The following is a 14,232-nucleotide window of genomic DNA, read 5'->3' as shown; positions in this document are numbered from 1 at the left end:
TCTTACTTGTCTTTCTTAGTTGAAACCAGTGTTTTGACTGGTTCAAAACTGGTTCGGTGAATTGGGGTGACACCTAGTTTTTCAAGCCCTTCTAGATGTTTAGCTGTTCCATAGCCTGCATTAGTCGTGAAATCATAGCCAGGATATTGCTGATCGTATTCCTTCATCAATTCATCCCGTGTCACCTTGGCCACTATAGATGCAGCTGCGATAGAGAGGGAGTTAGCATCTCCTTTGATAATGGAGGTTTGTGAAATTGGTAACTCCAGTTTCATGGCATCTATCAAGAGGTGCTCGGGTTGGAGACTGAGCTGGGAGATTGCTTCCTTCATGGCAAGTTTGGTTGCTTCATAGATATTGACTTGGTCGATGACCTGATTATCCATGATACCAATCCCGATTGCCAAGGCTTGGTCTTGAACAGCTTGATAAATTTCCAGATGTTTCTTTTTAGGGATTTTTTTGCTATCGTTGAGGCCTCTAATCTTACAATTTTTTGGCAAGATAACGGCTGCAGCGACTACAGGTCCAGCAAGAGGACCACGGCCGACCTCGTCAACACCTGCTACTAAGGTCAATCCTTGCTTATACAGTTCTTTTTCATAGGAAAGCATAGTTTTTAGGCGAAGGTCTTCATCCAGTTCAGCCTGAATGGCTTTTTTACGCTTGCTGATTTCCTTTTGAACTCCAGAGCGACTATCCTTTTCCAGTTCAAGAAAAAGGGGATTGTCTAATTCTTTGACAGTAGCAAGAAGTTCTTTGATTTCTTTAATCGTCGTCATCAATGTCGTCCAATGTATCTAAGGTATAGTTACCGAGTTTTCCATCACGGACTTCCTTGACGAAGAGGCTGTAAAAGCGGTCGTAATCATCTCGGAAACCGAGAGCACGGGTCATATCCATGATGATAACAGGTGCTTCTTCTTCTATCTTCATTTGTTTGAAGCGTTCAGCTAGCTTTTCTGGATAATGTTTTTTGAAATAATTGAGACCAAAAATGGTCACTTCATCCATAGAGAGTAGTTGATCTTTAATTGCTCCAGTCAAGGCTAGTTTCAAAGCAACGGTTTCGTCTTCGAACTTAGGCCAGAGAATCCCTGGCGTGTCTAATATTTCAAGGTCTTTATTGGTTTTGAGCCACTGTTGCCCCTTAGTAACACCTGGTTTATTGCCGACAACTGCAATCTTTTTCCCAGCCAAACGGTTCATGAGAGTTGACTTACCGGCATTTGGAATTCCGATAATCATGGTCCGCAAGGTTTCGATCTTGATACCGCGTTCTTTCTGGCGTGCAATTTTATCAGCCATGAGTTTTTTAGCTGCATCCGTCACAACTTTTACAGTTACTTGCTCTTTGGAGTTGATAGCCAGAGTTTGGATTCCCTGTGATTCAAAATACTGACGCCATTCTTTGGTCATTGCGGGGTCAGCAAGATCTGCCTTATTCAAAATCAAAAGCTTTGGTTTATCCCCCACAATCTTGGTTAACATAGGATTTTGACTAGATAAAGGTAGCCGAGCATCCACCAAAATCGTCACAAAATCAACAAACTTTAAATTCTCCTGAACTTGGCGCCGAGCCTTAGACATGTGGCCCGGAAACCATTGAATAGTAGCCATAATATTTTCCCCTTCCGACTAAAAAAAACGTAGTAAAAACGTTTTCTTTCTTACTACCTATTCTATCATAAATGAGGAACTTTTGCACAGGCTTTGACCACAATAAATGACAAATAGTATAGGTGCGAAACATCCTTGATGCCAGTCAGGATTTACTTGACTTTTTTTGCCAACAGGTATATACTTAGTGTATACAATTTCGTGGAGGTAGAGCGATGAATATAGTAAAGACTCGGAAAGTGGGGAATTCGCTCACTGTGACCATTCCTAAAAATTTGGGGATGACAGAAGGTCAAGAAATGGTCGTCTACAAAGGGATTGACGGAGTCATTGTCTTAGCTCCAAAACTAAAAGATCCTTTTGATGGGATTACTGATTTGAGAATGACAAATGATTTTGAAGGGGTAAGGTCACTTGATAGCGAAATCTGACTATATTCCTGAAAAGCAGGATATCATTTGGCTGGACTTTGATCCATCAGTCGGTCGAGAAATCCAGAAACGGCGACCTGCCTTGGTTGTTTCTAGGAAAGAATATGCCTTGCAAACTGGTTTTGTAGCTGTCTGTCCTATCACTCATGGCCAACAACGTTTGGCTGAAAAAGGCTTGCTCGTTCCTGTCTCGTCGGACAAGGTAGATGGCGCTGTCAATCCATTTCAACTGTATACCTTTGATTTTCGGACGCGTAATGCTCAAAAAATAACAAGAATGGACACACAATGTTTTCAGAAAGTCGTCCAACTTTACCAGTACATCTTTGGAGATACTTAAATCCTACCATGCATAGACAAGGTAGGATTTTTTCTATATGAGTAACCTATCTAAAAACGGATGAAGACAATTGAGGAGAATCCCTCTAGTCCAACTTTCTTGTGCAGATGATAGATGTTCTGCCTGAAGGCATTCTTTTAGAAAATCGCGGACTTGTTCTGGTGCAATTTCAAACTCAAAGGCTTTCATCTTGTAGAAAAAATCGATGAGATGCTCAGATAAGTATTCATCTGAAAAGGCTACTTCTCCACTTTTTCGATATTCTAATAGAAGCCGAGAAAATCTAGCTTTTTCATCAGGCAAATCCCGAAAATAGGAATTAAGAAGCCAAGTCTGCTTCTGCTTTCGTTCAATCGGATCTTGGTTTGCAATCCGCTGATCCTTTTCCAGCTCTTTCTGGTTTTGTTTAGCCTTGATAGCCCGTTCGTCTCTATTCTTACCAAAGAGGATTTTTTCCCATTTTCGTTCTTCTTGGGTCAAGGTTTCTGTAAAGCCGAAGTAATCTTGATAGGCTCGTTCTGCAGGCCCCATAGCAAGAATGAGGTTGTCAGCGTATTGCTTGGCGATTTTATCTCTTTTCTTGCGTTCTTTCTCTGCTTGAATCCGTAGATGCTGCTCGTAGTCGATTTTCTCCTTGCCTAGTTTGACAAGGTAGAGTTGGTCATCGGTCTTACCAAGTAAAAAAGGTTTGATACACTTTTCCAGCACTTCTTCCATACGAGCCTTTTTCTTTGGCTCTGCCTTGGTCCAACTTCCCCCTTGAAAGACCTCTAGGAAGAGCTGATAGTCTCTCTCAGGCGCGAATTGATTGCCACGATTGGCTTTGAAAACACCTTTTTCCCAAAACCATTTTAGAAGTCGTTCGTCAAAATCGCTTTTAGTGATCTTGATTTTTTCCTTTTTCTGGGCCTTTCTAGTCAGATTTTCAACCTTTCTGAGTATTTTTTCTTCCTCTTCCAATTGCTGGTCAAGGGTCAATCGATGAAAATGACGAACACAGTCGCTTCCTATAGGGAAGAGACGTTGGCCTGTGACTCCGTTAAAGAGTTCGTAGGCGTATTTTATGGCATTCCCGCAGACGCAATTACTACGGCCAATGCCATTAAAAATCAAGGAAACTTCATTCCATTCCTTGGTAGCTTGATCCCAAGTATCGGCTTTTGAAGCCTGTAAAACCGCATCGTGCAGGGATTTTCTAACTGGAAGTGTCATGAGGTCTCCTTTCTAGGTTATACTTTTACAACTTGAACCTCGTCTTTGCCGAGCAAAATCAAGTATTTTTCTATGTTTTCAATCGAATAGGCTCGAGATAAAGCCTCTCCGTATAGGGCTAACTGACCACGGTAGCGGTCTATGAGTTGACTTGGCTCATCGTAGCGGTCTGTCTTGTAGTCGAAAAGAACGATACGATCCTCATAAAGCAGATAGCCATCCAAGATCCCACGAACAACAAAGTCTTCCTGACTCTTTTGGTCTCGTTTGAGCATGGAGAAAGGTTGCTCGCGGTAGAGATGGTCGGTATTAGCGAGAATTTCCTGACCAAGTGCTGTATCAAAGAATGCGAGAATTTTAGAAAGATTGATCCTGTCTCTGACAGCTGGACTAGTCTGAACTTGTTTGAGAGTTTCTGTCAGGCTAGCAAGTGTTGGTTGCTGACTAAGGTCCATTCTCTGCATGAGTTCGTGAGTAGCACTACCAATCTCAGCTCCTGTTACCTTTTCTTTAGTTGAAAAATCTGGTAAATCAAAACTGATTTGCTTTTCCGGTGATGGAGTTTGGTTAGCAATTTCTACCCCTTCCATATCCATAACGGGTTCGTAGAATTTCTTGATTTGGCTTGGTGTTTGAACACTTGGCAGTTCAATGGCTGCGCGGTGAAGAGTATTATAAACTTCCACCTCTTTCAGCATTTCAAGGGCTTCTTTAATGGTTTCTGACTGGCGGTTGTCTGCTTGAGAACTATCTTGTAGAGGACTCTTGTTTTCCAATTCTCCGATAGCTTCTCTAGTCAACTGGTCTTCACCAACAAAACGATAGCTCAAGTTGAGATTGTCCTTGGTAAATATTTTACTGATAGCCCAGACCCAATCTTGGAAATTTCTTGCTTGCAGTCTGGTATTGCCATCTAATTTTCCATTGTTTGCTGCCGGATATTCCTTGGCTTCTAGCTTTTCGCGAGACCCCTTTCCGACAAGATAGAGCTTTTTCTCAGCCCTTGTCATGGCAACATACAGCAGACGCATCTGCTCTGAATAGCTAGCCAGTTGCAGTTCTTTCTCATTCTGCGTATAGGTCAGGCTAGGAATGGAGAGTTTGATGGTTTTAGGATAGTGTGCTTCCACTGCTCCTGTTTCCACCTTGGCAATGTATTTGACACCAAGCCCATTTTGACGGCTGAGAATGACGTCTGACATCGAGTCTTGCTTGTTGAAGTCCTGATCCATGTATGTGTATAAGAGACAGCCTTTGCTCTTGTGAATGGTCATGAGTTCCACAGCATCTTTAGGCGGTGCGACGGCTACGCTTGCGAGATCGTGCTGGGCTTCTAGGACTTGGTCAATCATACGGATAAAACGAGACAAGCCCTTGAAATTACTCTTTTCAAACTGGTCAGCACGTAGCGCTAGGGCATAGAGATTGGCCTGTCTAGCAGGTCCGTTTGGCAAGGCTCCAACATAGTCATAGTAAAAACGGTCGTTGTAAATCTTCCAAATCAAGTCATAGAGAGAGTGGGTTTTGGCATACAAGCGCCAAGAATCCAAAATATCCATGAATTGATTGAGTTTTTCAGCTAGAGCTGTATAAATCAAGTTTTTCTGACTTGTTGCCAGTTTTTGAGCATTGACCAGTTTCTCATAGAGATTTTCTTGGGCCTTATCTTCTATTTTCTGAAGGGACAAGCGTGCCAACTCGTCCTCATCGAAACTAAACATAGGAGACTTCATCAGAGCTACCAAGGCATAGTCTTGCAGGGGATTGTGAATGACGCGCAGGGTGTCCAGCATGACTTGTACTTCTAGGGATTGGAGGTAGTTGTTTTGCTCACCGTCGGTTTTAACTGGAATTCCGTACTCAGACAGGGCAAATAGAATCTGGTCATTTCGACTGCGACTGGAAGTCAAAAGGGCAATTTCCTTAAAGGCTACACCTTTCTCTTGATGGAGCTTCAAGATTTCCTTGATGACTAGACGCATTTCCCCAGTGAGTTTCGTGTCTGCAGAACTTTCTTCTTCCTCTTGCCCACTATCGTCCTTATCGTAGAGGAGAAATTCTGCCTTGTTGTCTGGATTAGGAGCCAGCTTGGTATTAGCAAAAACAAGCTGGTGCATGCTATCATAGTTGATTTCGCCGACCTCTTGGTCCATAAGGCGTCCAAAAACATCATTGGTTGCTGATAGCACTTCTGAACTACTACGGAAATTTTCCTTGAGGAGAATCAACTTGCCTTCTTGAGGATTTTGCGCATAGCGTTGGAATTTTTCATTGAAAATCTGCGGGTCTGCCTGACGGAACCGGTAGATGGACTGCTTGATATCTCCCACCATAAAGCGATTGTGACCATTCGACAGCAATTCCAGCATTCGTTCTTGAATGTGGTTGGTATCCTGATACTCATCGACCATGACTTCATGGAATCGTTCCTGATAAGCCTCGCGGACTTGTGGGAAATTCTCTAAAACCTCAATGGTGTAATGACTGATATCAGCAAATTCAAAGGCATTTTCCTGGCGTTTACGTTCACGATAAGCATTCACAAAATCACTCATAAAGTTTTGGAAGGTTTTAGCTAGATCCCAAGTATCTTCATGATAATGTTCTTGGTAGTCGAGAATCGTTATCTGGTCCGCCAGTTGTCCTAGTTTAGCAAACTGGGCCTTTCTCTCTTCGTTGTAGGCATCAACAAGTGGCTTTAAATCGGCCTTACGACTGGAGTTAGCCAGAGCTCGACCATTTTTCTCCTTAGAGATGACGACAACACGCGTAAGCACTGCTTGATAAGCCTGGCTATCGGACTCCTGATTTAAGGAGCTAATTTCATCCAGAACCAGCTGCACATTTTCTAAATAGGCAGCTTTTGGAAACTCCTTGGCATCGTTATCCAGATGATAACGGAAGAAACTTTCCAAGTCCCAAAGCGCCTGCTTGATTTGCTCAGTTAGTTTGTCTTTTTCATTTGCAAAGTCAGCTTCTTCAAACCCTTTGAGGAAAGACTCGTTCAGCCATTTTTGGGGACTGCTGGTGGATTGAAGGAAATCATAGATTTTGTAGACTTGCTGGCGCAGACCTCGTTCATCCTTGCCACGTCCAGCAAAGTTTTTCACTAATCGACTAAATTTCTCTTTATTTTCACCTTGGTAATGCTCTTCAAAAACCTGATGAAAAACTTCGTTCTTTAAGAGTAACTGTTCACTTTCATTTTGCAAAATACGGAAGTTCGGTGCGATATCAATCAGATAGCCATGTTTGCCAAGGAATTTTTGCGTGAAGGAGTCCATGGTTCCGATGGCAGCGTTTGGTAGATCTGCCAACTGGCGTCCCAAGTGTTGTTTGAGATCGACATCATCGGTTTCTTGTATTTGTTGGCTGATTTTTTTCTCCAAACGTTCCTTGAGTTCTGTAGCAGCCTTGACGGTAAAGGTCGAGATAAAGAGTTGGCTGATTTCCACACCACGTGCTAACTGATCCAGAATACGCTCTGCCATGACAAAGGTCTTCCCTGAACCAGCAGACGCTGAAACAAGGATATTTTGCCCTGCGGTATAAATGGCTTCGATTTGCTCGGCTGTTTTCTTCTGTTCCTTGCTCGAACTTGCTTCTGCTTTTTGCAGTTTTTGAATTTCTTCCTCAGTTAAAAAGGAAATGGGCTTCATCGATTCAACTCCTCTATTATTTTTTCAAACCAAGCTTGCTTGAGTTTTTCTCCGACCAGACGTTTGCCGTCAGACAACTCTAATTTCTCAAGGAAACGGGCTTGTCCCAAGTGGTAATTTGCTTCAAAACCTGTGATGGCTTGGTGTTGCTGGACGTATGGAGCAATACTTCTGCCGTTTTCTGTATATGGATTGATGGCAAACTGGCCTTCTAAAATCTTCTCAGCTGCCTTCTTGTACAGATGGGCATTATAGTCTAGTAGGAGCTGGAATTCCTCGTCTGTCAGCTGATTGGCCTTGTTTTTGTTATAAAACTCTCCCAAGTGACTGCTTTCTTTCTCTAAAAAGAGTCCCTGGTATTTCATAGACTTGCTGACTTCTGCTACTGCTCCTGCCAGACTTTTAACAGCTAATAAAGATTGGACAGGCTCAGTCATTTCCAAGTACATGGCACCGAAAAAGTTCTGCTCCCCTTCTCTTTTTAGGGCAGCAAGATAGGTAGGCAGTTGGGAATTAAGCCCATTAAAGAAATGAGGAAACTGGAATTGGGTCAAACTAGACTTATAGTCCACCACTCCTAGCGCTCCATCAGCTTTCAGGCGGTCAATACGGTCAACCTTGCCTCGCACATGGACACTGCGACCATTATCCAATTGAATAAAGGCTTGATCTTTACCACCAAATGTTGCCTCCTCTTGAATGGTTTCGATAGCTGGATTATGACGAAGGATGTGGCCCGTAGTTCGCGCGACATCAAGTAGAACTTCCTTGGTAAACTGGGCTTCCAAACTTTCCTGATAAATAGCTTCAAATTCGCGTTCTTGGCTGGTTTCCTTGATAGCTTGCTCCAAACGCTGATCAAAGGAATTTTCAGCAGGTAGTTTCAAGGCACGTTCAAAAATACGGTGCAAGAAATTCCCGTGACTGCGAGCATCTGGACGCAGGCGCAATTCTTCCTGCAAACCTAAGACATAACGGAGGAAATAACTGTATTCATTGCGGTAAAACTCTGTCAAACCAGACGTAGACAGGTAAAACTCCTTGTCAGCTGGATAGAGAGCCTGCAAGGTCTCTTTCTCTAATGGTTTGCTGCTTGGACTGGTTGGGAGAGCAGGATTTGCAAGACCTTTTTGATCAAGTTTTTTACCCATCACACGCGCCAGAACCTTGACAAAGGTGACATCTTGCTCATTTTCACTAGAAGTAGCTTGTTGATGATAGGCAACTAGACTAGACAAGAGACTGTGATAAGAACCCATATCATCCTTAGACAGACCTTTGTGATGAATCTTCTTCTCTATCCGGCTAAATCCAAAATGGACTAGCTCTTGAAGATAGGCCGATTCCTTACTCTCATTTTCATTGAGAAGACTTGGAGCTGATAACACCAACTGCTTGCGGGCAGCATTAACTAAGGAAAGCATAGTATAGCGATTTTTCTTGAGATTTTCACTACTTGCAATCAGTAATTGCGCTCCCTCTTCAGTCGCTTGGTTTAGGCTTTGTCTTTCTTCGTCTGTTAACAGACTGGTGTTTTGCGCAATTTTGGGTAAATAATCCTGAGTCAGCCCAATGGCGTAGACAAAGTCAGCGGTCAGAGGGGCAATCAGATCGTAACTCTGCACCAGAACAGTATCAACAGTTGCTGGAATGGTGCGATACTGGGACAAACTCATCCCAGAATGAAGCAAGGACAGGAAGTCCTCTAGACTAACTTGTGAACCGGAAAAAACGGTCGCAAATTGTTCTAAAACATGGCAGAAGGCTTTCCAAACTTCGGCTTGTCTTTCCTGTTCTAGTGTTTCCATAGTAGCTGTCAATTCTTGCATCTGCTTGCTTAAAGCAGCATTTTTTAGAAAAGTATTCCACTTTTGCAAGAGATTTTCAGCCTTTTGTTTTCGACTGGCAAATAAGGTTTCAAGTGGCGCCAAAACGCGCAGACGAAGGGCATTCAAGCGTTCTAAATCAAATTTTCCATGATGGGAATTTGTGAAGTTCTGCTGAAAAGCTGGCAAGCCATTGATGCCAAGATAGCGGATATATTGCTCAAAAGCATCAATATCCGCTTGGCTAAGGTCGGTATACAGACCAGTTCTGAGGAGATTAATCAAATCCTCCTGACGAAAACGGTAGCGTTTCAAACGTAAAATAGACTCCACATACTGAGTCAAAGGATGATGAGCCATGGATTCACTTCTACCAAGATAGAAAGGAATCTGATACTGGTCAAAAATGGTTTTCAGTGATAACTGGTAAGAAGTCACATCCCCTAAGAGAATGCGAAAATTCTTGTAACTCAGTTCTGGATGGTCATGTAATTTCTGACGAATAGCGCGAGCCACCAGCTCCAACTCCTCTTTTTGCGTCAAACAAGACCAGATTTGCAGGTTTTCACTGTCCTTCTCATCTACATCTAAAGCAAGTTCTGAAAAATCATAAGAAGACTCCAGCAAACGAGAGGCCTTGTCAAAACTATCCATTTTCTCATGTGTCTGAGAACGATCCTGAGCAGGTGTTTGGTATTTTGCCCCCAAATGATGAAGAAATTCCACACTGGCTTGGTAGAGATTCCCTTCAGTGAACGGACTGCTATAAGCCTTCTTGCTTGCATAAGCCCCAATAACAATCTCGGCACCTTTTCGATGGAGCAGATCCACTACACGCTCTTCCTCGGCAGAAAAACGGGTAAATCCATCAATAACCAAGGCAATCTGACTGAAATCACTGCTTACCTTGTCATTCTCAATAGCCTCAATCAAATGGGACAACTGACTTCCCTGAGCCAACTGACCTTGATTGAGATAGGCAGTCACTTGCTCAAAAATCAAGAGTAAATCTGCTCGTTTATCCTCATCCGTCAAACTTTCCAAGTCCAAAAAGCTCATCTGAGCAGTCGTCATCTCATGATAAAGTTCAATCAACTGCTGGATAAATTGAGGATCCTGCTTAATTGCACCATACACACGTAAGACTTTGGGATCCAGTTCTGCAAGGCATTTATAAAAGGCCATCCCAAGGCCGATATCATCTAGACTGGTCTTGGCAGGCAAATCATTTAAAACTAGGTAACGAGCCATTTGAGCAAAGCGCGTGACGGTAATCGCAAAAGAAGCCTGCTGGGACAAGCATTCCAGCACGGCGCGTTCCTTTTCAAATGAAAGAGAGTTGGGGGCGATGTAGAAAACCCGCTTGCCTGCAGCAACTAGCTCTTCTGCCTCTCTCGTTAAAATTTCAGTCAAAGAAGTCCGAATATCAGTATAAAGTAATTTCATCTCAGCCTCGTTTGGTTTATCAAAGTTTCTTACTCTATTATAGCAAAGTTCGCTTCACAGTCCAAATCCAAAATTCTAGTTGACAATCATTTAACTAGCAAATCAATCATACTTCATCATCCATTTTCATATGCTGAAAGATATAGAGGAAAAAGTCTTTGGAAACTTCAAAATGTCCATAACGAAGTCGAGAAGTATAGTCTCTCCATTCAGGATGTTGTCTAGCTATTTCTATGGAGCAATCTTTGACTGGTTGATAATACTCGACATTACGTCTAAAGGGAAAGAATCCTTCGAACTGCTCTACTTGATAGGCCTTGTCGTCTATAATTTTACCTACGGCCACAAAAGCCTGTAACTTATCTTGACCGTTCATATCGTATTTTGGACTATAGTATAAAAGATAGTCACCTTTTTTCATACGATTTAAGGGGCCACCCTTTCCATGACAGACCTGGCAAAAATTTCCTTCAACTCCTCTTAAAACATGGTTCTTCGAAACAACTCCGACCCAATATCTAGGCATTTTTATCCTCCAACTCTACTAACATGCGATTAAAACTTTCTCTATCTTCAGAAAGTTTATCAAAAAATTCTTCATCAACCCCTTCTACTAAAGGTAAAGCTTGATTGACCTTCTCTGCGCCAGACTTCGTCACTGAGACAAGTTTTGCCCGACTATCCTTTGGGTGTTGATCACGCTTAATGTAGTCTTTCTTCTCCAGTAGTCTAACAATCTGGGAAACCGTCATGACATCCATACCAGTGAACCGAGCAATATCAACTTGCGTTATATATTCCTCTCTATTAGACAGAAACAAAAGCGAAGTCAAAACGATAAATTGAGGCAGAGTAAGACCAACTGATTTCAAAACTCTTTTTAAGTTGCTTTCCCACTTGTTGTAGACTTTAATGAACAGAAGACCTGTAGACTCTGTTTCATCATTTTTGTAAATTGAATTAAAGTGATACTTTGACATTTTTTCTCCTAAAATATTAAGTATACATATTATATAAGAATTTATTTTGTTTTTCAAGAAAAGGAAAGTCGAATGTTACAATTCTGTCGGACATTTTATAGTCTATATGCTATAATAATAGCAAAACACCTAGAAAAGGAAGTCTTATGATTAAACTACTAGCCTTGGATATGGACGGAACCCTCCTTAACGAAGCCAAGGAAATCCCACAAGCCCACATTACTGCCATTCACCAAGCCATTGAAAAAGGTGTCAAACTGGTTCTCTGTACAGGTCGCCCGCTTTTCGGTGTCCTTCCTTACTATAAAAAATTGGGACTGGACCTCCAGAACGAGTGTGTCATTGTCAATAATGGTTGTAGTCCAGCTGACATCGAATACCTCTATGACTTAGCAGAAAAAAGCGACGTCCAGTTGACTCTTTTTGATGAGGAGCATTATTTTGTCCTCGGTGGCAAGCCTAATCAAATCGTTCAAAATGATGCCAAGCTAGTCTTTTCAGACCTGACTGAAATTTCCCTTGAGGAAGCCACCAGTGGTAAATATCGGATGTTCCAAGGAATGTTTTTAGGAACAAAAGAGCAAACAGACGATTTTGAGCAACGGTTTGCTGAGGAACTCTGTCAACGATTTAGCGGTGTTCGTTCGCAGCCAGTCATTTATGAAGCCATGCCACTTGGAACAACAAAGGCTACTGCTCTTTCTCGACTAGCAGCGATTTTGAAGATCGAGCCCTCAGAGATTATGGCCATGGGCGATGCCAATAACGATATCGAAATGCTTCAGTTTGCAGGGCTTGGCATTGCTATGGGAAATGCCAGCGACCATGTCAAATCCTTAGCCAATGACGTTACAACCAGCAATGAAGAAGACGGCGTTGCGCGTGCGATTGAGAAGTATATTTTATAAAAAAGAAAAGCAAATAGACAGAAATTACTGTTATTTGCTTTTTTGTTACTTAACCAAATAAGCAATCAAGGTTATAATCCATAGATGAGCTGGGTAGAAAATATAAAAGAAATATTTACTCCAACTGGTTTCTTTTCCTCGCTGTCCATTATACAAGGCCGTAAAAGGAAATACGGTGATAAAGAGCCAGTCAGAATTGAAAAGCATCATTTCCAGTGTTTGGTGCCAAGTGTCGTAAATTTGGATGGAAGTCACTAACAAGAAGGCCCACAGAAAGGCATAGAGGAGATTTCGCAAGCCCTTGCGATTTCGACAAGAGTAACTAATCAAGAGAAATGGTAGCATGGTGATACCACCCTCAGTAAAAAGACAACCGAAAATCAAGAGACCAGCAAGCCCAATCCGACGCCACAACTTCTCTTTTTTATCCAGCTCTTTTCTGGGAAAACCAATCCAAAGCATGGTAACACCGATGGCCAAAGTAAAGAAAATATTATTAGTGACCATTACTCCTTTGGATGCAAATAGGGCATTGAGGAGGCTATTTCCAGCAAACATGATCAGCGCCCAAGACCAGAGGCGGATGAGGTAGTTTTTCAAATTTCGAGTATGGATGAAGCCTTCCATAGCCATATAGGCAAACCAAACTCCCACACAACGGGTCATAGCGTGAAAAATACCTTCCCACAGAGGAGAAACGATCCCGGTAATATGCGGGATATGGTCTAGAACCATTACTGCCGCCATCAGGTACTTCAACTGCGTCGCATTCCATTTTTTCATAATAAACCTCTTTCTTTTTGATCTACATAGAGTATAGCATACATTTCCACGTATAATCGTACACCTATCTTACATTTAAAAAGCCTATCTTACATTTTTGTAAGACAGGCGTGAATATCAAAAATTTATTATGAAAGATACCTTCTAGTCCGTAATTCGTTTGTACATTTCTGGTCTTCTATCACGAAACAGTCCCCAGTTGAGGCGTTCGCTTGCTCCCTTATCAAGGTCATAAGTTGCTAACAGAACAGCTTCTCCTTGTCTTTCAGCTCTCTCTAGAATAGCTCCTGTTTCATCCGTCATAAAGGAGGAACCGTAGAAGTCAAGACTGGAACTCTGTCCACCATTTTCCTCACTAGGAGTGACTTCTTCCAAGCCATAGCGATTGGCTGCAATAACTGGGACAATATTAGCTGCTGCGTGCCCTTGCATGGTACGTTGCCAGTGACCACAACTGTCCGTATCTAAGATAGGCTCTGAACCAATGGCTGTAGGATAAAAGAGCAATTCAGCACCATTCAAAGCAAGACAGCGCGCTGTTTCAGGAAACCATTGATCCCAACAGATACCAATCCCAATCTTAGCGTAGCGAGTATCCCAGACCTTGAAGCCAGTGTTGCCAGGCGTAAAATAAAACTTTTCTTGATAATAATGGTCATCTGGTATGTGGGTCTTCCGATAGACGCCCAGCACTTCTCCATCAGCATCAATGACGGCGATTGAGTTATACAAGACATTGCCATCTTTTTCATAGAAACTGATCGGTAAAACAACCTGTAATTCCTTAGCAAGCACTTTAAAATGCTGAATGGCTGTATTTTCTGTCACTGACTGGCCATACTGGTAGTAGTCATACTGGCGTTCCTGACAGAAATAGGGACGTTCAAACAGCTCTGGCAAGAGGATGATTTGTGCGCCTTGTTCTGCAGCCTGACGTACTAAACGCTCTGCGGTTTGGATATTTGTTGTCACATCCTTGGCACATTGCATCTGGATCGCTGCAACTCTTACATTTCTCATCTTTTTC

The 14,232-nt window shown here is 42.3% G+C and carries 12 protein-coding genes; 3 read left to right on the top strand and 9 right to left on the bottom strand.

Annotation, left to right across the window (positions count from 1 at the left end; translation table 11 throughout):
• Positions 1-2: 2 nt before the first annotated feature.
• Positions 3-782 (bottom strand): ribonuclease HII, encoded by a 780-nt coding sequence (locus AXF18_RS08035; RefSeq protein ID WP_000207523.1) that lies wholly within the window; start codon positions 780-782, stop codon positions 3-5.
• Entirely contained in the window at positions 769-1,620 is an 852-nt protein-coding gene (ylqF, locus tag AXF18_RS08030; RefSeq protein ID WP_065371782.1) for a ribosome biogenesis GTPase YlqF, read from the bottom strand. The genes AXF18_RS08035 and ylqF overlap by 14 nt, the downstream gene beginning before the upstream one ends.
• A gap of 215 nt (positions 1,621-1,835) precedes the next feature.
• Between ylqF and AXF18_RS08025 the strand changes: the two genes are divergently transcribed.
• The gene (locus tag AXF18_RS08025; RefSeq protein WP_001028395.1) at positions 1,836-2,051 is read left to right on the top strand and encodes a hypothetical protein; all 216 of its coding nucleotides are present in this window, start codon (positions 1,836-1,838) and stop codon (positions 2,049-2,051) included.
• A complete protein-coding gene (locus AXF18_RS08020) occupies positions 2,035-2,391 on the top strand; it encodes a type II toxin-antitoxin system PemK/MazF family toxin (RefSeq protein WP_065371781.1) in 357 nt (118 codons plus the stop codon). Before AXF18_RS08025 ends, AXF18_RS08020 begins: the two co-directional genes overlap by 17 nt.
• A 33-nt stretch (positions 2,392-2,424) precedes the next feature.
• Here the strand turns inward: AXF18_RS08020 and AXF18_RS08015 are convergent, their stop codons facing one another.
• The 5 genes from AXF18_RS08015 to AXF18_RS07995 all read right to left on the bottom strand — a co-directional run bounded on the left by AXF18_RS08015 (position 2,425) and on the right by AXF18_RS07995 (position 11,514).
• Complete coding sequence (locus AXF18_RS08015; RefSeq protein ID WP_065371780.1) at positions 2,425-3,603, bottom strand: hypothetical protein; 1,179 nt, start codon at positions 3,601-3,603, stop codon at positions 2,425-2,427.
• A 17-nt stretch (positions 3,604-3,620) separates the two neighbouring features.
• Entirely contained in the window at positions 3,621-7,262 is a 3,642-nt protein-coding gene (gene addA / locus AXF18_RS08010) for a helicase-exonuclease AddAB subunit AddA (protein ID WP_065371779.1), read from the bottom strand.
• Complete coding sequence (gene rexB, locus AXF18_RS08005) at positions 7,259-10,534, bottom strand: ATP-dependent nuclease subunit B (RefSeq protein ID WP_065371778.1); 3,276 nt, start codon at positions 10,532-10,534, stop codon at positions 7,259-7,261. The genes addA and rexB overlap by 4 nt, the downstream gene beginning before the upstream one ends.
• Before the next feature lie 106 nt (positions 10,535-10,640).
• On the bottom strand, positions 10,641-11,060 hold the full coding sequence (locus tag AXF18_RS08000; protein WP_001138495.1) for an EVE domain-containing protein: 420 nt from the start codon (positions 11,058-11,060) through the stop codon (positions 10,641-10,643).
• Entirely contained in the window at positions 11,053-11,514 is a 462-nt protein-coding gene (locus AXF18_RS07995; RefSeq protein WP_000049664.1) for a MarR family winged helix-turn-helix transcriptional regulator, read from the bottom strand. The genes AXF18_RS08000 and AXF18_RS07995 overlap by 8 nt, the downstream gene beginning before the upstream one ends.
• A gap of 146 nt (positions 11,515-11,660) precedes the next feature.
• Here AXF18_RS07995 and AXF18_RS07990 point away from each other — a divergent pair, with 146 nt between their 5' ends.
• Positions 11,661-12,422, top strand: coding sequence for a Cof-type HAD-IIB family hydrolase (locus AXF18_RS07990; protein WP_065371777.1), 762 nt, complete (start codon positions 11,661-11,663; stop codon positions 12,420-12,422).
• A gap of 45 nt (positions 12,423-12,467) precedes the next feature.
• On the opposite strand, the gene AXF18_RS07985 is transcribed toward AXF18_RS07990, so the two are convergent.
• Together AXF18_RS07985 and aguB are read right to left on the bottom strand one after the other, a co-directional pair.
• A complete protein-coding gene (locus AXF18_RS07985) occupies positions 12,468-13,205 on the bottom strand; it encodes a TraX family protein (protein ID WP_000759213.1) in 738 nt (245 codons plus the stop codon).
• A 144-nt stretch (positions 13,206-13,349) separates the two neighbouring features.
• Entirely contained in the window at positions 13,350-14,225 is an 876-nt protein-coding gene (gene aguB, locus AXF18_RS07980; RefSeq protein ID WP_065371776.1) for an N-carbamoylputrescine amidase, read from the bottom strand.
• Positions 14,226-14,232: the final 7 nt, after the last annotated feature.

It is taken from the genome of Streptococcus sp. oral taxon 064, from assembly GCF_001683375.1.
Taxonomy (GTDB): domain Bacteria; phylum Bacillota; class Bacilli; order Lactobacillales; family Streptococcaceae; genus Streptococcus; species Streptococcus oralis_S.
This window is presented reverse-complemented; position numbering and strand designations above follow the sequence as displayed.

Coding starts and splice junctions, on each gene's coding strand:
- AXF18_RS08035 (WP_000207523.1), bottom strand. CDS start 782: ATGACGACGATTAAAGAAATCAAAGAACTTCTTGCTACTGTCAAAGAA.
- ylqF (WP_065371782.1), bottom strand. CDS start 1,620: ATGGCTACTATTCAATGGTTTCCGGGCCACATGTCTAAGGCTCGGCGC.
- AXF18_RS08025 (WP_001028395.1), top strand. CDS start 1,836: ATGAATATAGTAAAGACTCGGAAAGTGGGGAATTCGCTCACTGTGACC.
- AXF18_RS08015 (WP_065371780.1), bottom strand. CDS start 3,603: ATGACACTTCCAGTTAGAAAATCCCTGCACGATGCGGTTTTACAGGCT.
- addA (WP_065371779.1), bottom strand. CDS start 7,262: ATGAAGCCCATTTCCTTTTTAACTGAGGAAGAAATTCAAAAACTGCAA.
- rexB (WP_065371778.1), bottom strand. CDS start 10,534: ATGAAATTACTTTATACTGATATTCGGACTTCTTTGACTGAAATTTTA.
- AXF18_RS08000 (WP_001138495.1), bottom strand. CDS start 11,060: ATGCCTAGATATTGGGTCGGAGTTGTTTCGAAGAACCATGTTTTAAGA.
- AXF18_RS07995 (WP_000049664.1), bottom strand. CDS start 11,514: ATGTCAAAGTATCACTTTAATTCAATTTACAAAAATGATGAAACAGAG.
- AXF18_RS07990 (WP_065371777.1), top strand. CDS start 11,661: ATGATTAAACTACTAGCCTTGGATATGGACGGAACCCTCCTTAACGAA.
- AXF18_RS07985 (WP_000759213.1), bottom strand. CDS start 13,205: ATGAAAAAATGGAATGCGACGCAGTTGAAGTACCTGATGGCGGCAGTA.
- aguB (WP_065371776.1), bottom strand. CDS start 14,225: ATGAGAAATGTAAGAGTTGCAGCGATCCAGATGCAATGTGCCAAGGAT.